Below are 18,224 nucleotides of genomic sequence, written 5' to 3' on the forward strand. Positions count from 1 at the left end.
AATCGGCCAAACAGCATAGCGACCACCAGGATCCACTGTGCCGTCGCCGAGATGTTGCCAAAGTTGCTGGATACCTCACCTAACCCGGGTCCCACGTTGGTGAAGGCGGCCGCTACTGCCGTGAACGCGGTCACCTCGTTCAGCCCTGTCATCAGCAACAACAGCATGAAGATGAAGAACAGAATGATATAGGTGGCGAAGTAGCCCCACACCGCCTCGACGATCCGCTCGGGTACCGCACGCCGCCCCAGCTTCAGGGTATAGATGGCCCGCGGGTGCACCAGTCGCTTGAGCTCGCGCATCCCCTGTAGGAACAGGATCATGAATCGCATCACCTTGATGCCGCCCCCCGTGCTACCGGCACAGCAGCCGATAAAGGCCGAGAACATCAGTAACATGGGCAGAAAGGAGGGCCAGTCGGCGTAGCTGGTCGTGCTGTAGCCCGTGGTCGTGCCAAGGGAGACCGCCTGGAACAGGCCGTGGTTGAGCGCCTCCTGCCAGGTGGCGTAGTGGCCGTGGAACAGCAGGGATACGAAGCAGATCAGCACCAGCACGCCCTGGATGGCCAGGAACACCTTCAATTCGGAGTCCCGCAGATAGCTGCTCAATCGCACTGGCTTGTGGGCGAACACCATGAAATGCAGGGCGAAGTTGACGCTGGCCAGCAGCAGGAACAGCACAGTGATCAGGTTGATGGCCGGGCTGTTGAAGAAACCTATGCTGGCATCGTGAGTCGAGAAGCCGCCCACCGACAAGGTGGAGAAGGAGTGGCAGATGGCATCGAACAGCGTCATCCCCGCCATCCAGTAGGCCAGGGCACAGAGGGTGGTCAGCAACAGGTAGATGAACCAGAGCGCCTTGGCCGTCTCGGCGATGCGCGGGGTCACCTTGTTGTCCTTGACCGGCCCCGGGATCTCGGCGCGATAGAGCTGCATGCCCCCGATGCCGAGCAAGGGCAAAACGGCCACCGCCAGCACGATAATCCCCATGCCTCCCAGCCATTGCAGCAGCTGGCGATAGAAGAGGAAGGCCTTCGGCAGGCTGTCCAGCCCGGTCAGCACTGTTGCCCCCGTGGTCGTCAGGCCGGAGAATGATTCGAAGAAGGCTTCGGAAACCGACATGTTCGGCACGTCGCTGATGATAAAGGGGACGGCCCCCACGCTGCCCAGCACCACCCAGAACAGCACCACTATGAGGAAGCCTTCCTTGGATCTGAGGTCTTTCTTCTGATGGCGATTGGGGAACCAGAGCAGGGCACCGAGCAGGAGGGCGATGAAGAAGGAGTTCACAAACTCGGCACCGCCACCATCGCGATACCCAAAAGCAACCATCGCTGGCAGCAACATGGTCGAGCTGAACAGCGCGACCAAGAGACCAACGATACGAATGATGCTCAGAATTTGCATTCTGGCTCCCCCTTCAGGCTAAAAGAGCGATGGATTCTAGCCATCTAAGGGGCGAAGAGATACCCGGCCATGGGTTCGGTCTGTCATTTTCTGATCCACCTGACTCCAGATGGCAGCATCCCAGGCCACCTGCAAACAAACCTGCTGACCATAATCGGCGGCCAGCAACTGACCCTGATGGGCCGAGATCAGGGCTTCCACCACCCCCATGTCGCCATAGTCGCAGCAGATAAGGGAAGGAGTTTGCTGACGCTTGATGCGGGTCTCGAGCCGCTTGAGCGCCGCCCCCACACCGCCGCCATAGGCCTTGACCAGGCCGCCGGTTCCGAGCAGAACACCACCGTAGTAACGCACCACCACGGCCGCGACCTCGCCGATGCCAGCCCCCATCAGCTGGGCCAGCATGGGCTTGCCCGCTGTGCCCGAGGGTTCGCCGTCATCGCTGAAGCCATAGACCTGGCTGTCTTGAGGCGCCCCGGCGACGAAGGCCCAGCAATGGTGCCGGGCCGTCGGGTGCTGCCGCTTCACCTCGCCGATCCAGGCCTTGGCGGCCTCGACCGTCGGCGCATGGGCAATCAGGGTGATGAAGCGACTCTTCTTGCTCTCCTCGCAAAGCTCCAGCGGCGCGGCTGGTATGGCGTAGTCTGCGACCATCAGAGCCCTGCTTGCCGGGTGAGGTTCTCCACCCCGTCCCCATGCAGGACCACGTTGTCCTCGATCCGGATGCCACCAAAGGGACGCAGCGCCTCGACCTTGTTCCAGTTAACCCGCTTGCCCTGCTCGCCGCGGCGTAGCGGCTCCAGCAGGCTGTCGATGAAGTAGAGGCCGGGTTCTATGGTGAACACCTGACCCACCTCCATCACCCGGGTGCAGCGCAGATAGGGGAACTGCTCGGGCGCCGCCAGGTGGGTGCCACGCTCATCCTGCATGAAGCCACCGGCATCGTGCACCAGCAGGCCGAGGAAATGGCCGAGCCCATGGGGGAAGAACACATTGGTGACGCCGGTGTGGATCATCTCGTCCACCGACATGTCCACCAGCTCGGTGGCCTGCAGCAAGCGCGCCAGTCTGTGGTGCATCTGCAGATGCAGCTCGCTGTAACGGCGGCCCGGTTTGATCTCCGCGATGATCTCCTGCTGCTGCACATCCAGCGCCGCGATCAGATCGGCAAACTCGCCCCGACGCCAGGCCCAGGTGCGGGTGATGTCGGAGGCATAGCCGTGATAATCCACCCCGGCATCGATCAGGAAGGAGTGGCGCTCCGCATCCGGTACCCGTTGGGTCGACAGATGAGTGTAATGGAGGATGGCCGCGTTCCGGTTGATGGCGACTATGTTGCCGTAGGGCGCCTCATTGGCCCCCTGCCCGACCGCCTTCATGTAGGCGAGGTTGATCTCGAACTCGCTCGCCCCCGCCATGAAGGAGTCCTTGGCAGCGATGTGACCGCGCACCCCGAGCCGGTTCGCATCGCGCAGACACTCCAGCTCATAGGGTGTCTTGTAGGCACGGTGATAGTGCAGGTAGTTGAGCACCGCCTCCGGGTTGGGCTGCCCCAGTCCCACCAGCTGGGCCACCTCGAGATGACCACCCAGATAGGCCCACTCCTGCTTGTCGGCAGGCAGGTGATCCGCCACCTGTTCAGGCCGGGTCAGGATGCGGATGTCGAAGAAGTCGACCCAGAAGGCATTGGGCAGGTCCGCCACCTTGTGCCAGAAATCCACCGGCCGGTAGAACAGCAGCACCGGCTTGCTCACCCCGTCCACCAGCAACCAGCAGTGAGGGTTGTCCAGCACCGGCAACCAGGCCTTGAACTGGGGGTTCACCTTGAAAGGGTAATCCTGATCGTCGAGGAAGATGCGGTGGGTCTGGCCGGAATGGATAGCCAGTCCGCTGAGCCCCTGCTGTTGCAGTATGTCGCGGGTGCGCCGCTGAAGGGTATCGAGATGCTGGGCAAAAAGTTGGCTGTAAGTGCTCATGGCGTCCTGCTCCGGGCGAATGTGACTTCAGCATAACATCAAGCGAATCAAGGCTCGAGCCGCCAGGCTTTCGCTTCGTGAGGTAACGCATAGGTCAGGGGGTTTTTGTTATGAAACGAAAACCAACAATTAACAAATAAAGAACAATTCAATACACTGCCCACAGACAGTAGATATCAGCAGTCAGGAACGATTCATGCAAAACCTTTGTCTGTGGAAACCGGATCAAGACAGGATGCAGCACTCCAACCTCCAGCAGTTCATGGCCGAGGTCAACCACTTCCACGGCCTGCAACTACGCAGCTACGCCGACCTCTATCAATGGTCGGTGGAGAAGACCACCCGTTTCTGGCCGTTGGTGTGGCAGCACTGCGGTGTCAAGGGAGAGCTCGGCAACATAGTGGCGGAGAACCGCCAGGAGATGCAGCGCGCCCGCTGGTTCCCCGACAGTCGGCTCAACTTCGCCGAGAACCTGCTGCGCCGCCAGGACGAGAGCCCAGCCATCATCTCCCGCCTCGAAGGGGATACGAGCCAGACCCTGAGCTGGGCCGAGCTGGCAGATCAGGTCGCCAGGCTGGCTCAGTGGCTGCGCAGCCAGGGCATTAGTCGGGGTGATGTGGTGGCCGCCTACCTGCCCAACATCCCGCAAACCGTGGTCGCCATGCTGGCCACCACCAGCCTCGGCGCTATCTGGACCTCCACCAGCCCCGATTTCGGTGAGGCCAGCGTGGTGGAGCGCTTCGGCCAGACCCGCCCCCGGGTGCTGTTCGCGGTGGATGGCTATCGCTATGGGGGCAAGGCCATCGACATTCAGGCCAAGGTCGCCAGCGTAGTGAGCCAAATCGACAGCATAGAGCAGACGGTGATGATCCCCCTGCTGGGCAATCCCCTGCAGCTCGGCCACGACTGGCTGCAGCTGCTGGCAAGCCAGCACGGTGCCCAGCTCACCTTCGAGCCCATGGCCTTCAACGATCCGCTCTATATCCTCTACTCCTCAGGCACCACCGGCAAACCCAAGTGCATCGTCCACGGCATCGGCGGCACCCTGCTGCAGCACCTGAAAGAGCACCAGCTGCACTGCGACATCAAGCCGGGGGAGCGCGTCTTCTACTTCACCACCTGTGGCTGGATGATGTGGAACTGGCTGGTGAGCGCCCTCGCCTCTGGCGCCACCCTGGTGCTCTACGACGGATCCCCCTTCTACCCGGACGGCAACGTGTTGTGGGATCTCGCCCGCGATGAAGGAGTTTCCCTGTTTGGCACCTCCGCCAAGTATCTCGATGCCCTGCACAAGCAGGGTTATGCCCCCATCAACACCCACGACTTGCCGCACTTGCGACTTATATGCAGCACGGGTTCTGTGCTGTCGCCGGAGGGATTTGACTATGTCTATCAGGGGATCAAGCAGGATGTGCAGCTCAGCTCCATCTCAGGTGGCACCGACATTTGCTCCTGCTTCGTCATCGGCAATCCCTTGAGTCCCGTCTATCGCGGTGAGAGTCAGGGACGCGGCCTCGGCCTAGCGGTGCAGGTATTCAACGAGGCCGGCCAGCCGGTGCAAGGGGAGAAGGGCGAGCTGGTCTGTACCAAACCCTTCCCGGCCCAGCCTATCTACTTCTGGGGCGACGAAAACGGCGAAAAGTACCACGCCGCCTACTTCGAGCGGTTCGACAACGTCTGGTGCCACGGCGACTGGATCGAGCTGACCCAGACCGGCGGCATCTTGTTCTACGGCCGCTCCGACGCCACTCTCAACCCGGGTGGCGTGCGCATCGGCACCAGCGAGATCTACCGCTATGTGGAGCAGCTCGACGAGGTAGAGGAGAGCATCGTCATCGGCCAGCAGTGGCAGCAGGACGAGCGGGTGGTGTTGTTCGTCAAGCTCAAGGCGGGCTGCAAGCTGGACGAGCCCCTGCGCGAGCGCATCTGCCAGCAAATAAGGCAGCACTGCACCGCCCGTCACGTGCCGGCCCGCATTCTGCAGGTGGATGCCATCCCCCGTACCAAGTCCGGCAAGATAGTGGAGCTGGCGGTGCGGGAAGTAGTGCACAACAGGCCCGTCAACAACACCCATGCCCTCGCCGACCCCGAGGTGCTGAACCAGTATCGTGATCGCCCCGAGCTGGCCAGTTGACAAACAACTCATCTGAAGAGCAGGCGCCGCAAGGCGCCTCTCTTTTGCCCGTTCCGTGATGAAGAGCTTTTACTCGATAACTGTTAAACAAATGTTTTAAATAGGTGTTGAAAATGTCTCCTTTTGGATCAATAGTGAGCCTCGCCCCCTGCTGGGGAGAAAGGAGCAAAGCCCCCCACCGCGTGGGAACAAGGAGACACTCTCATGATCTACCAAGGCGAAACCCTGTCGGTCAGCTACCTCGAACACGGCATTGCCGAGCTGAGGTTTGATGCCCCGGGTTCAGTCAACAAGCTGGATCGCGCTACCCTGCTCTCGCTGAGCGAAGCGATCGCCGCATTAAAACAAGAACGTGAACTAAAAGGTCTGATCCTCACCTCCGGCAAAGACGCCTTCATCGTCGGCGCCGACATTACCGAATTCCTGGAACTGTTCGATCTGCCGCAAGAAGATCTGCTCGGCTGGCTGAAAAAGGCCAACGACATCTTCAGCGCCATCGAAGATCTGCCGGTGCCGACCCTCTCTGCCATCAAGGGCCACGCCCTGGGCGGCGGCTGCGAGACCATACTCTCCACCGATTTCCGTCTGGCTGACACCACCGCCAAAATTGGCCTGCCCGAGACCAAGCTCGGCATCATGCCGGGCTTTGGCGGCACCGTCCGTCTGCCGCGGGTGATCGGTGCCGACAACGCCCTGGAGTGGATCACCACCGGCAAGGATGTCCGTGCCGATGACGCCCTCAAGGTGGGGGCCATCGACGCCGTGGTCGCCCCCGCAGTATTGCAGAGCGCCGCCGTGCAGATGATGAGAGACGCCATCGCGGGCAAGCTGGACTGGCAGAGCCGCCGCGCCGCCAAGAAGGCCCCGCTGCGCCTCTCCAAGCTGGAAGCCATGATGAGCTTCAGCACCGCCGCCGGCATGGTTGCCGCCGTGGCGGGCAAACACTATCCGGCGCCGATGACGGCGGTGAAAACCGTCGAAGCCGCCGCCGGCATGAGCCGTGACGAGGCGCTCAACGTCGAGGCACAGGGTTTTATCAAGCTGGCCAAGACCGACGTGGCCAAGGCGCTGGTCGGTATCTTCCTCAACGATCAGCACATCAAGGCGCTGGCCAAGAAGGCGGCCAAGCAGGCTGCCAAGGCCACAAGCCACGCCGCCGTACTGGGTGCCGGCATCATGGGGGGCGGTATTGCCTACCAGTCTGCCAGCAAGGGCATCCCGGCGGTGATGAAGGACATCAACGAGAAGGCGCTGGCACTCGGTATGGGCGAAGCCACCAAGCTGCTCAACGGCCAGCTCGAGAAGGGCCGCATCGACGGCATCAAAATGGGCCAGGTGCTCTCTGCCATCACCCCGACCCTCAGCTATGACAACGTCAAGCATGTGGATGTGGTGGTTGAAGCCGTGGTCGAGAATCCCAAGGTGAAGGCCGCCGTACTGGGCGAAGTGGAAGGGATCATTGGCGAAGACGCCGTGCTCGCCAGCAACACCTCCACCATCCCCATCTCCCTGCTGGCCAAGGGGCTGAAGCGCCCCGAGAACTTCTGCGGCATGCACTTCTTCAACCCGGTGCACCGCATGCCCCTGGTGGAGATCATCCGCGGCGAGCAGACGTCGGACGACACCATCAACCGCGTGGTGGCCTACGCCGCCGCCATGGGCAAGTCCCCTGTGGTGGTCAACGACTGCCCGGGCTTCTTCGTCAACCGGGTGCTCTTCCCCTACTTCTTCGGCTTCAACAAGCTGGTCGCCGATGGCGCCGACTTTGCGACCGTCGACAAGGTGATGGAGAAGGAGTTCGGCTGGCCGATGGGCCCCGCCTACCTGCTGGACGTGGTCGGCATAGATACAGGTCACCATGCCGGTGACGTGATGGCGCAAGGTTTCCCGGCACGTATGAGCAAGGAAGGCCGCACCGCCATCGACGTGATGTACGAAGTGAGCCGCTTCGGTCAGAAGAATGGCAAGGGCTTCTACGCCTACGAGCAGGACAAGAAGGGCAAGCCGAAGAAGGTGGCCGACGCAGCTAGCTACGAGCTGCTGGCCCCCATTGCCAAGCCGAAGCAGGAGTTCGACAAGGACGCCATCATAGCCCGCATGATGATCCCCATGATCAACGAGGTGGTGCTCTGTCTGGAAGAGGGCATTGTCGCCACGCCAGCCGAAGCCGACATCGCACTGGTCTACGGTCTGGGCTTCCCTCCCTTCCGTGGTGGCGTGTTCCGCTATCTGGACACTATCGGTCTGGATCGTTACGTGGCCATGGCCGACCAGTATGCCGACTTGGGCCCGCTCTACCGCGTCAGCGACAAGCTGCGTGAGATGGCCGCCCAGGGCAAAACCTTCTACTGATTGCGGAAAGGAGATCCATTCATGAAAGACGTAGTCATTGTCGACTGTATCCGGACCCCCATGGGCCGGTCCAAGGGCGGCGCCTTCCGCAACGTGCGTGCAGAAGATCTGTCCGCGCACCTGATGAGCTCCATCCTGCTGCGCAACCCCAACCTCGACCCGAACGAGATCGAGGACATTTACTGGGGCTGCGTGCAGCAGACCCTGGAACAGGGCTTCAACATCGCCCGCAACGCCGCCCTGCTGGCCGGTATTCCGAAGCAGGTGGGGGCGGTCACCGTCAACCGGCTGTGCGGATCCAGCATGCAGGCGCTGCACGATGCCTCCCGCGCCATTCAGGTGGGTGATGGGGATATCTTCATCATCGGCGGCGTCGAGCACATGGGCCATGTGCCGATGAGCCATGGCGTCGACTTCCACCCCGGCATGGCGAAATCCGTGGCGAAAGCATCCGGCATGATGGGGCTGACCGCCGAAATGCTCGGCAAGCTGCACGGCATCAGCCGAGCGCAGCAGGACGAGTTTGCCGCCCGCTCCCACCGCCGCGCCTATGCCGCGACCGTGGAAGGGCGCTTCGCCAGAGAGATCGTCGGGCTGGAAGGCCATGACGCCAGTGGCGCCCGCTTCTTCTACGACTACGACGAGGTGATCCGCCCGGAGACCACGGTCGACACCCTGAGCCAGCTGCGCCCGGTGTTTGACCCGGTCAACGGCACCGTCACCGCCGGCACCTCCTCGGCCCTGTCCGACGGCGCCGCCGCCATGCTGGTGATGAGCGCGGACAGAGCCAAGGCGCTGGGGCTGACTCCCCGCGCCAAGGTACGGGCCATGGCCGTGGCCGGTTGCGACGCCGCCATCATGGGGTACGGCCCGGTGCCAGCGACCCAGAAGGCGCTCAAGCGTGCCGGTCTGACCGTCGGTGATATCGACCTGTTCGAGCTGAACGAGGCGTTTGCCGCCCAGTCACTGCCCTGCGTCAAGGATCTCGGTCTGCAGGAACTGGTAGACGAGAAGGTAAACCTCAACGGTGGCGCCATCGCGTTGGGCCACCCGCTGGGCTGCTCCGGTGCCCGCATCTCCACCACCCTGATCAATCTGATGGAGGAGAAGGACGCCACCCTGGGGGTCGCCACCATGTGCATCGGCCTGGGTCAGGGTATCGCCACCGTGTTCGAGCGGGTGTGATCTAAACGGCTCACGCGAACGTGAGCCAGCATTCTCTTGTTGGGGTCGGCCGGTCCGGCCCGTTGTCGAGTCTGTGGAGCACGCCACACGGGGTGTGATCCTGCCGTCGGAATCTGCGTGTTGGCCGGCCCGTTTGGGTCGGCCTTTTTTATTCTGTTCTACCGATCAGCGCCAATTCAGGGGCTATATTGCCCATAACTTCACATTAGAGGGGGGCCTTGCTTGCTTTTTGCTCCCCCGACAGGTTCAATCTGCACAAAAAAATGGGTGGATGCACATACATATGTCAACGAGCAAACAACTGCTTATCGTCGACGACGATCAGGAGATCCGCGAGCTGCTCAACGAATACCTGACCCGGGCGGGTTTCCAGGTATTGACGGCAGCCGAGGGCAACGAGATGCGCCAGCAACTCGCCCAGCACAGCCCGGACCTCATCATTCTGGACATCATGATGCCCGGCGACGACGGCTTTACCCTGTGTCAGCAGATCCGCCGCGACTCCCAGGTCCCCATCATCATGCTGACCGCGGCCTCCGATGAGGCGGATCGGGTGATCGGCCTGGAACTCGGCGCCGACGACTACATCGCTAAGCCGTTCAGCCCGCGCGAACTGCAGGCCCGCATCAAGGCGCTGCTGCGCCGCGCCGAATTCCGCCAGCCGGAGAAAGAGAAGGAGCCGAGCCGCCGCCTGCGCTTCGCCGACTGGACCCTGGACACCCTGAGCCACCAGCTGACCCACGACGACGGCAGCCTGCTGGATCTCTCCGGCAGCGACGCTCTGCTGCTCGGCATGTTCCTGCAACAACCGGGCGTGGTGCTGGACAGAGACACCATCTCCGATGCCACCCGGGGCCGCGAGAGCCTGCCGATGGAGCGCGGCATCGACGTGCAGATAAGCCGTCTGCGCCAGAAGCTGGGTGACAACGGCAAGAGCCCGCGCATCATCAAGACCATACGCGGCAGCGGCTACATGCTGATCGCGGAAGTCCACGAGATCCCGTGAAAGGGGAGAGGCAAGCGGCACGGTGTCGCCTTGGCGGCTACATGCTGACTGACAAGAGGCACCCAATCCCATGAGAAGTCGGCGATTCTGGCAAGCACTGGTACCCCGCTCCCTGCTGTCACGGATGCTGCTGCTGTTGCTGCTCGCCATCCTGCTCTCCCAGACCATACTCACCGGCATCTGGATGCAGCAGATCCAGAAGCGGGAGCTGGAGGGCATGCTCAGCACCACCCGCAACCTGGCGCTCTCCGCTGCCTCCACCGTCAGCTTCTTCAAGTCCCTGCCACTGCAGTACCGCCACATCGCGCTGGACCAGCTGCGCAACATGGGGGGCAGCCGCTTCTTCGTGTCGCTGAACGAGGAGGAGATCCACATCAGCGCCATCCCCGACAGCGAGCGCAAGACGCTGGTGCTGAAGGAGGTGCAGGAGGTGCTGACCCGCAAGCTATCCGACGCCATGGCGATCAAGGTGGACTTCTCGCGACCCGAGGAGCTGCACGTCTTCAACAACGACACCCTGCTGGCGGATCTGCCCTCCTCCTGGGCCCGCTACACCCTGTCCCTCGAGCCCATCAATCCGCCGGTGCTGGTCACCCAGATAGAGATCGAACCGGGGGAGTGGCTCTATCTGGCGGCCCTGCTGCCCGCCCCCTACATGACGCTGGATGACACCGTCATGCCGAGCAACCAGGTGCGCTTCATCGCCCTGATGACGGTCTTCCTCTGCTTCTTCACCTTCATGCTGGTGCGCTGGCAGACCCGGCCCCTGCGTCGGCTGGCCAAGGCGGCGGTCAACCTCGGCAAGGACATCGATCAGCCGTCACTCAAAGAGGAAGGGGCGTCGGAAATAGTGGCGGCGACCCGTGCCTTCAACATCATGCAGCAGCGCATCCGCCGCTTCATAGACGACAGGGAGCGGCTGTTCAGCTCAATCTCCCACGATCTCAAGACCCCCATCACCCGGCTGCGGCTGCGGGTCGAGCTGCTCGACGACGAAGCCCAGATAGCCAAGTTCAACAAGGATCTGGACGAGCTGGAGCTGATGGTGAAGGGGGCGCTGCAGACGGTGAAAGAGACCGACATTCACGAGAACCTCGAGCTCATCGACATCAATGCCCTGCTGGAGCAGATGGCGGAAGCCATGAACCTGCACGAGGATCTGCTCACCATAGAGGGGCACTGCAAGTGGCCCTATCGCGGCAAGCTGCTGGCCCTCAAGCGCTGCATCGGCAACCTGGTGGACAACGGCATCAAGTACGGCCATCGCGTGCGCGTCATCCTCATGGATGACGAGGAGATGCTGATCCTCTTCATCATGGACGAGGGCCCCGGTCTGCCGGAAGATCAGTTCGAGCGCATCTTCGAGCCTTACTACCGCCTCAGCACGGATTCCGCCGGAACCGGACTGGGTCTTGGCATCGCCCGCAACATAGCCCACGCCCACGGCGGCGATCTGGTGCTGGAAAATCGCCCCCAGGGCGGCCTGCAGGCCACCCTCTCCCTACCAAGGCAGTAAAGCTTATGAAGTGGTTGTCGTTTCCTGTCATCGCCCTGTTGTCCCTGCCCGTCGGCGCCTCCCAAGTCGAGGTGTTGCACTGGTGGACCTCCGGCGGCGAGGCCAAGGCGGTGGAGGTACTCAAGTCGGAATGGGCCGAGCAGGGCAACCAGTGGAACGACTTCGCGGTGCAGGGCGGCGGCGGCAAGAGCGCCATGACGGTGCTGAAAAGCCGTGCACTGGCGGCCAACCCGCCGGAGGCGGCGCACCTCAAGGGCTATGAGCTGCACGAGTGGGCCAGCCTGGGTTTCCTGCGCGACCTCAGCCCCATGGCCGAACACCTCGGCTGGTACCCGCAACTCTCCCCCATGGTCCGTGACACCCTCAGCCAGAACGGTGCCCTGATGGCGGTGCCCACCGGCATCCACCGCGTCAACTGGCTGTGGCTCAACCGCAAGCTGTTCGAGCGGCTGGGGCTGACGCCCCCCACCGACTGGCACCAGTTCATGACGGTGGCGGAGCAGCTCAAGGCACAGGGCGTCACGCCGCTGGCCATCGGCAATGAGCCCTGGCAGCTGGCGGTGCTGTTCGAGACGGTGGCGCTCGGCGAAGGCGGCAAGACCTTCTATCGCAAGGCGTTCCTGGAGCAAGACAGCGCCACCCTGACCGGCCCCGACATGGTGCGGGTGCTGACTCGCTTCCAGCAGTTGCGCGCCTATGTACCGGAAAAATACGCCGGCCTGAAGTGGCACCAGGCCACCAACCTGCTGGAGAGCGGTGGCGCCGCCATGCAGATCATGGGGGACTGGGTGAAGGGGGAGCTGAGCGCCGGCAACTACCGACCCGGGGAGGACATCGACTGCCTGCCAAGCCCGGGCAGCCAGGGATTGTTCAGCTACAACCTCGATTCCATCGCCATGTTCAAGCAGCGGGATCCCGCCCAGCTGCAAGCCCAGGGCGAGCTGGCCAGGTTGCTGATGACCCCCAGATTCCAGGAGGAGTTCAACCGGGTGAAAGGCTCCATCCCGGCGCTCACCCAGCCTGACATGAGCAAGTTCGATCGCTGCGCCATCCGCTCCTACCATGATTTCCAGCGGGCGGAGCGGGACGGCAATCTGCTGCCCAGCATGGCGGAGGGCATGGCGGTTCCGACCAACATGCGCCAGGGGATCATGGATGTGCTGAGCAGCTTCTTCAACGACGCCAGGGCCAATCCCGAACAGACGGCGCTGCAACTGGAACGTGCCATGCGCTCGACCCGCTCAGGCGTGGAGCAGAAATGACAAAGGCGGAATAGCTCCGCCTTTGTGGGTGAATCGTCATCCGATTCAGGATTTATCGTTTTCGTCCTCATCCTCGTCGTAGTAGTCGCTGAGCTCTATCCAGAGCCCCAGCCCTATCATCACCATGGATCCGAACCAGGTACCGGTGTTTCCGATCGGGCTGCCCAGCACTATCATGGCGAACGACAGGAACCCCATGCCTGCGTAGGCTTGCAATCTGCCGTAGGAGACCTGCATATTCACACCTCCTTGTTGAATATGGTTCAATTTTTATATTACTCATCGGGCAAGGTCTGGATAGAGCCGGATCACACTTTGGTTACATATGCTGGCAGAGCACCCTGATATTTGATTATTTTTTCGCCTTGAGTATCATTGGCAGCTGAATTGGTTGAAGGTTGATTATTTATGAGTGCTTTATTCTGCAATGCGACTCATGAGTTGGACGCAATCGGGCTTCGTTGCCCTGAACCCATGACGATAGCGCGCAAGAAAGTGCGGCTGAAGGTTGATTATTGATGAGTACTTTATTCTGCGATGCGACTCATGAGTTGAACGCAATCGGGCTTCGTTGCCCTGAACCCGTGATGATGGTCCGCAAGAAAGTGCGGCTGATGGCGGATGGCGAGACCCTGCTGGTCAGTGCCGACGACCCCTCAACCACCCGCGACATCCCCAGTTTCTGCCGCTTCATGGATCACACCCTGATCGCCAGCGAGACAGAGCAGGCCCCCTATCGCTATCTGATCCGCAAGGGTCAATAAGCCCCTGTACCGGAGCAATCCATGACGATTACCCGAATCGGCACCACGGCCCGCTGGTCTGATGTTGTCATCCACAACGGCACCCTCTATGTGGTGGAAGTCCCCGCCACCGACGAGGCCGACATCCACCAGCAGACCCGCGAAGTACTGACCAGCCTGCAGCGCCTGCTGGAAGCCAACGGTTCCGGAGTCGACAAGATCCTGATGGCCAACATCTATCTCAAGGACATTGGCGACATCGCCGCCTTCAACGCCCAGTGGGACGCCTGGATCCCGGCCGGTACCGCACCGGTCCGCGCCTGCGTGCAGGCCCGCTTGGCTCACGAAGGCTACAAGGTAGAAGTGCAGCTGACCGCTGCAGTCTGAGACACGGTTCGCCCCCTCATCCCCGGCCCTTCTCCCGAGAGGGGAGAAGGGCGACAAGAGCGCCGATACCATCGGACCACGGCACCCATAGCAAAAGGCCCCACCATCACTGGCGGGGCCTTTTCGTTACAAAAACCTGAACGACTTAGGCGGTCGGGGTCAGGGTAATGGTCACCCGACGGTTCTGGGCCTTGCCGGCGGCAGTGCTGTTGGTGGCAACCGGCTGATCCGGGCCAACACCGCTGGTGGAGATGCGGCTGCCGGTCACGCCCTGACCGATCAGCTGGGCGGCGACGGCGTCGGCGCGCTGGGCGGAGAGCTTCATGTTCAGCTCGCGGGAGCCGGTGCTGTCGGTGTGACCGACCACGTTCAAGCGGGTCTTGTCGAACTCGGCCACCACCATGGCCACGCCGGACAGGGTGTTGGCACCGGCGGCTTTGAGCTGGGCGCTGGAGCTGTCGAAGGTGACGTTGTTCGGCATGTTGAGGATCAGCTGATCGCCGTTGCGGGTCACGCTGACACCGGTGCCCTGCAGCTTCTCGCGCAGCTTGGCTTCCTGCACGTCCATGTAGTAACCGATACCGCCGCCCAGGGCGGCGCCGGCGGCCACGCCGGTCAGTATGCCCTTCTTGCGATCACCCTTGCTGGAGGAGAGCGCGCCCACGGCAGCGCCGGTCGCGGCCCCCGCCAACGCACCCCAGGCGCCCTTGGAGGTCTGGGATTCACCGGTATAGGGGTTGGTGGTGCAGCCAGTGATGGCGATGGTCAGGGCAAGTGCAGGAACCAGTTTCTTGAAATGCATGAAAAAACCTCTGAAAAAGAACGACTCTAGCCGATGGCCGCGCATTCTAACCCAGAGAGGCGCCAGAGTGTGACGCGCGCATTGCGGATATGAACAAGGGGGCCAAAGCCCCCTGTGTCATGCCGTGAACGGCATGAGTACTGCCTGCCCGGGCAGGCCGGACATCAATATTTGATGTCGCGCGCCTCGTCACGCCCTTCCTGCTTGTTGTCGCGGTGCTCCTGACGGCAATCGGCATTGCCCACCAGGCCTTCGCGGCACTCCTGCTTGGCGTCGCGGGATTCCTGACGGGTATCCTGACGCACATCGCGCGCCTCGCGACGCTCCTGGGCCTGTTTGGTTGCCTGTGCAGGCAGGGCAGCCAACAAGGCGGTGGCTGCAAGCAGCGCGAATACGGTCTTCTTCATGGTGGCTCCTTGGCTAAACGAAATACACCGGCTTGGGATGTCTGAATTATACACTGGGGTCAAGATCACCGCGGGACGGGCCCGGCATGGCGACCCGACAGGGAGGCGGCTTGTCGGGATCAATATTTGACGTCGCGAGCCTCGTCGCGGTTCTCTTGCTTGTTGTCGCGGTTGTCCTGACGGCAATCGGCATTGCCGACCAGGCCCTCACGGCACTCCTGCTTGGCGTCACGGGATTCCTGACGACCGTCCTGGCGGATGTCGCGGGCGTCCTGGCGCTGCTCACCCTGATTGGTGGCTTGAGCCGGCACGGCGGCGAACAGGGTGCAGGCGGTCAGCAGGGCGGCGCTCAGGCGGGATACGGAAATAGTCATAAGGACTCCAATGTAAGTTAATGCGGCAACCTGGTTCGGCTGCCGTCATGGAAGATGGGGTCGGCGAGCCCCTGCTCTCGAATCAATATTTGATATCGCGAGCCGCGTCGCGCGCCTCTTGCTTGTTGTGGCGATGCTCCTGGCGGCAGTCGGCGTTACCCAGGAACTCCTCCTGGCGGCAATCCCGTTTCTGTTCGCGAGACTCCTGACGGACGTCCTGGCGCAGATCCCGAGCCTGGCGGCGCTGCTGGGCTTGTTCGGTTGCCTGGGCCGGCAGGGCCACCGACAGGGTACAGCCGACCAGCAAGGCTGACAGCAAGGCGCTGCGAGCCGGGTGAGGAATTGAAATGTTCATGACGAGGCTCCCTGGTTGATCGGGCTGAGGTCTGTGGTGCTGGATCAGTATTTGACGTCGCGGGACTTCTCGCGCACGTCCTGTTTCACTTCACGCTTGTCCTGACGGCACTCGTAGTTGTCCTTATTGTTGGCCTCACGACAATCGATCTTGGCCTCACGGATCTCGGGACGGACTTCCTGACGCACGTCGCGGGCATCCTGGCGATCGGCCGCCTGGGCGGGCAGGGTCGCCAGCAGGGAGCAACCCGCCAGGATCAGGGTGCCGAGGGTGCGGTGGCGAAATGAATTCAGTGACATGGGACTGCCTCGTTGATGGGGACTTAGATTTGGATACAGCAATCTTGAACAGGAATGACTGTATCCCGGCTGTACCGGGCGCCGAAAAGGGGGCCTGTCGGGGCGGGCTTCGAGATGATCGTTCACCAGGACCAGGGCCCGCATGGCGGCGCGGCAGAGGAGGCTGCCGCCCGAGGTAAAATCGAGCCGCGTGAACGCCCTCACCCTGGCGTCAGATCCTGGCGAGATGTCCGTTGGCCTCGAGGCCAGAAAGGAAGAAGGGAGGCTGCTGGCCTCCCTTCTTCCTTTCTCGTTCCACCCTAACCTTGCTGGCAGGCGGCGTGACAGGGGCAGGTCACCAGATGATCGTTCACCATGCCCACCGCCTGCATAAAGGCGTAGCAGATGGTGCTGCCGACGAAGGTGAAGCCGAGCTTCTTGAGGGCCTTGGCCATGGCATCCGACTCGGGCGAGGTCGCCGGTATGTCGCCGTTACCCTGCCGCTGGTTGACCATGGGGACGCCGCCGACAAAGGCCCACAGATAGTCCGCGAAGTCGATGCCCTGGGCCTCCAGCGCCAGATAGGCGCGAGCGTTTTTGATGATCGACTGCACCTTGAGGCGGTTGCGGATGATGCCTTTGTCCTGCATCAGCCGCTCCACATCCTGCTCGTCGAACCGGACGATAAGCCTGGGATCGAAGTCGGCATAGGCGCGGTAATAGCTGTCGGTGCGCTTCAAGATAGTGATCCAGGAGAGCCCCGCCTGCTGACCATCGAGGCAGAGCTTGGCAAACAGCTCGCGGGAGTCGCGCACCGGCCGCCCCCACTGCTTGTCATGGTATTCGATATATTCCGGGTCCCTGGTCACCCAGGCGCAGCGCAGTTCCATTCCTCGTCTCCTGTTATTTTTCTCTGTCCGACTCTCTGTCCGACAAGGGGATTTCATCGGCGATATGACGGGGCTTCCATCCCGGGCCAACCAGGCCCGGCGCAGCCCCGCCCCATGAATCCCCTACAATTTCGCCTATTATCCGACCATGCCAGACGGTATACTCCTTCGGTTCACATTCAGCAAATCTTGCTCTGATTTCACTTCGCGCGAAAAACACTATGCAAAAATTCGATGTCAAAACCTTTCAGGGCCTGATCCTGCAGCTGCAGGACTATTGGTCCCGCCAGGGCTGTACCATCATTCAGCCGCTGGATATGGAAGTGGGTGCCGGTACCTCCCACCCCATGACCTGCCTGCGCGCCCTGGGCCCGGAGCCCATCGCCTGCGCCTACGTGCAACCGTCCCGCCGTCCCACCGACGGCCGCTACGGTGAGAACCCGAACCGCCTGCAGCACTATTACCAGTTCCAGGTGATCATCAAGCCTTCCCCCGACAACATCCAGGAACTCTACCTCGGCTCTTTGAAAGAGCTGGGCATGGATCCCGAGATCCACGACATCCGCTTCGTGGAAGACAACTGGGAAAACCCGACGCTGGGTGCCTGGGGTCTGGGCTGGGAAGTCTGGCTCAACGGCATGGAAGTGACCCAGTTCACCTACTTCCAGCAGGTTGGCGGCCTCGAGTGCAAGCCGGTCACCGGCGAGATCACCTATGGTCTCGAGCGTCTGGCCATGTACATCCAGGGCGTGGACAGCGTCTATGACCTGGTGTGGTCCGACGGCCCCCTGGGCAAGACCACCTACGGCGACGTCTTCCACCAGAACGAGGTGGAGCAATCTACCTACAACTTCGAGCACGCCGACGTGGACTTCCTGTTCCACTGCTTCGAGCAGTACGAGAAGGAAGCCCAGCACCTGCTGGCACTGGAAAAACCGCTGCCCCTGCCCGCCTACGAGCGCATCCTCAAGGCCGCGCATTCCTTCAACCTGCTGGATGCCCGCAAGGCCATCTCGGTCACCGAGCGTCAGCGCTACATCCTGCGCATTCGCACCCTGACCAAGGCCGTGGCCGAGGCTTACTACGCCTCCCGCGAGGCGCTGGGCTTCCCCATGTGTCAGCGCACTGAGAACAAGCAAGGTTAAGGAACG

Annotated in this window: 19 protein-coding genes (1 of these 19 only partly in view); 9 read left to right on the forward strand and 10 right to left on the reverse strand. The window is 61.9% G+C overall.

Annotation, left to right across the window (positions count from 1 at the left end; genetic code table 11):
• The 3 genes in view from KI797_RS20310 to pepQ are tightly spaced (at most 36 nt apart) and all read right to left on the reverse strand, a layout consistent with a single transcriptional unit that may run on beyond the window.
• Positions 1 to 1,406, reverse strand: the 5' portion of a protein-coding gene (locus KI797_RS20310) for a TrkH family potassium uptake protein (RefSeq protein ID WP_043128965.1). 52 nt of this gene lie to the left of the window's left edge; the window shows 1,406 of its 1,458 coding nt (coding positions 1–1,406); its start codon is at positions 1,404 to 1,406; its stop codon lies beyond the left edge, outside the window.
• A gap of 36 nt (positions 1,407 to 1,442) precedes the next feature.
• Positions 1,443 to 2,060 carry a YigZ family protein gene (locus tag KI797_RS20315; RefSeq protein WP_226170811.1) on the reverse strand — a complete coding sequence of 206 codons (618 nt, stop codon included), beginning with the start codon at positions 2,058 to 2,060 and terminating at the stop codon, positions 1,443 to 1,445.
• On the reverse strand, positions 2,060 to 3,382 hold the full coding sequence (pepQ, locus tag KI797_RS20320; RefSeq protein WP_226170814.1) for a Xaa-Pro dipeptidase: 1,323 nt from the start codon (positions 3,380 to 3,382) through the stop codon (positions 2,060 to 2,062). The genes KI797_RS20315 and pepQ overlap by 1 nt, the downstream gene beginning before the upstream one ends.
• A gap of 196 nt (positions 3,383 to 3,578) precedes the next feature.
• On the opposite strand from pepQ, the gene KI797_RS20325 reads away from it, so the two are divergent.
• The 6 genes from KI797_RS20325 (at position 3,579) to KI797_RS20350 (ending at position 12,837) form a co-directional block, all read left to right on the forward strand.
• On the forward strand, positions 3,579 to 5,516 hold the full coding sequence (locus KI797_RS20325) for an acetoacetate--CoA ligase (protein ID WP_226170817.1): 1,938 nt from the start codon (positions 3,579 to 3,581) through the stop codon (positions 5,514 to 5,516).
• A 204-nt stretch (positions 5,517 to 5,720) separates the two neighbouring features.
• Positions 5,721 to 7,868, forward strand: coding sequence for a fatty acid oxidation complex subunit alpha FadB (fadB, locus tag KI797_RS20330; protein ID WP_226170819.1), 2,148 nt, complete (start codon positions 5,721 to 5,723; stop codon positions 7,866 to 7,868).
• Positions 7,869 to 7,889: 21 nt separating this feature from the next.
• Complete coding sequence (gene fadA, locus KI797_RS20335; RefSeq protein ID WP_264160717.1) at positions 7,890 to 9,053, forward strand: acetyl-CoA C-acyltransferase FadA; 1,164 nt, start codon at positions 7,890 to 7,892, stop codon at positions 9,051 to 9,053.
• A 283-nt stretch (positions 9,054 to 9,336) separates the two neighbouring features.
• Positions 9,337 to 10,059, forward strand: coding sequence for a response regulator (locus KI797_RS20340; protein ID WP_005323928.1), 723 nt, complete (start codon positions 9,337 to 9,339; stop codon positions 10,057 to 10,059).
• Between the two features lie 70 nt (positions 10,060 to 10,129).
• Positions 10,130 to 11,575, forward strand: a complete 1,446-nt coding sequence (locus KI797_RS20345) for an ATP-binding protein (protein WP_218410812.1) — start codon at positions 10,130 to 10,132, stop codon at positions 11,573 to 11,575.
• A 5-nt stretch (positions 11,576 to 11,580) separates the two neighbouring features.
• A complete protein-coding gene (locus KI797_RS20350) occupies positions 11,581 to 12,837 on the forward strand; it encodes an ABC transporter substrate-binding protein (RefSeq protein ID WP_226170824.1) in 1,257 nt (418 codons plus the stop codon).
• Positions 12,838 to 12,882: 45 nt separating this feature from the next.
• Here KI797_RS20350 and KI797_RS20355 read toward each other — a convergent pair whose 3' ends face one another.
• Entirely contained in the window at positions 12,883 to 13,074 is a 192-nt protein-coding gene (locus KI797_RS20355) for a hypothetical protein (protein ID WP_005323922.1), read from the reverse strand.
• Positions 13,075 to 13,355: 281 nt separating this feature from the next.
• Here KI797_RS20355 and tusA point away from each other — a divergent pair, with 281 nt between their 5' ends.
• The gene (gene tusA, locus KI797_RS20365; RefSeq protein WP_182786987.1) at positions 13,356 to 13,601 is read left to right on the forward strand and encodes a sulfurtransferase TusA; all 246 of its coding nucleotides are present in this window, start codon (positions 13,356 to 13,358) and stop codon (positions 13,599 to 13,601) included.
• Between the two features lie 21 nt (positions 13,602 to 13,622).
• On the forward strand, positions 13,623 to 13,967 hold the full coding sequence (locus tag KI797_RS20370; protein ID WP_106885435.1) for a RidA family protein: 345 nt from the start codon (positions 13,623 to 13,625) through the stop codon (positions 13,965 to 13,967).
• A gap of 145 nt (positions 13,968 to 14,112) precedes the next feature.
• Here the strand turns inward: KI797_RS20370 and KI797_RS20375 are convergent, their stop codons facing one another.
• The 6 genes from KI797_RS20375 to KI797_RS20400 all read right to left on the reverse strand — a co-directional run bounded on the left by KI797_RS20375 (position 14,113) and on the right by KI797_RS20400 (position 17,073).
• On the reverse strand, positions 14,113 to 14,769 hold the full coding sequence (locus KI797_RS20375) for an OmpA family lipoprotein (RefSeq protein WP_202048029.1): 657 nt from the start codon (positions 14,767 to 14,769) through the stop codon (positions 14,113 to 14,115).
• Between the two features lie 164 nt (positions 14,770 to 14,933).
• Entirely contained in the window at positions 14,934 to 15,176 is a 243-nt protein-coding gene (locus KI797_RS20380; protein ID WP_005323913.1) for a hypothetical protein, read from the reverse strand.
• Positions 15,177 to 15,295: 119 nt separating this feature from the next.
• Positions 15,296 to 15,550, reverse strand: coding sequence for a hypothetical protein (locus KI797_RS20385; protein WP_005323912.1), 255 nt, complete (start codon positions 15,548 to 15,550; stop codon positions 15,296 to 15,298).
• Positions 15,551 to 15,632: 82 nt separating this feature from the next.
• Positions 15,633 to 15,905: a hypothetical protein gene (locus KI797_RS20390; protein WP_226170826.1), complete on the reverse strand. Its 273-nt coding sequence runs from the start codon at positions 15,903 to 15,905 to the stop codon at positions 15,633 to 15,635.
• 44 nt (positions 15,906 to 15,949) lie between these two features.
• Positions 15,950 to 16,204: a hypothetical protein gene (locus KI797_RS20395; RefSeq protein WP_025328798.1), complete on the reverse strand. Its 255-nt coding sequence runs from the start codon at positions 16,202 to 16,204 to the stop codon at positions 15,950 to 15,952.
• Between the two features lie 299 nt (positions 16,205 to 16,503).
• A complete protein-coding gene (locus tag KI797_RS20400) occupies positions 16,504 to 17,073 on the reverse strand; it encodes a DNA-3-methyladenine glycosylase I (protein WP_226170827.1) in 570 nt (189 codons plus the stop codon).
• A gap of 221 nt (positions 17,074 to 17,294) precedes the next feature.
• On the opposite strand from KI797_RS20400, the gene glyQ reads away from it, so the two are divergent.
• Positions 17,295 to 18,218, forward strand: a complete 924-nt coding sequence (gene glyQ / locus KI797_RS20405) for a glycine--tRNA ligase subunit alpha (protein WP_025328800.1) — start codon at positions 17,295 to 17,297, stop codon at positions 18,216 to 18,218.
• Positions 18,219 to 18,224 lie beyond the last annotated feature (6 nt).

This window comes from Aeromonas media, from assembly GCF_020423125.1.
Classification (GTDB): domain Bacteria; phylum Pseudomonadota; class Gammaproteobacteria; order Enterobacterales; family Aeromonadaceae; genus Aeromonas; species Aeromonas media.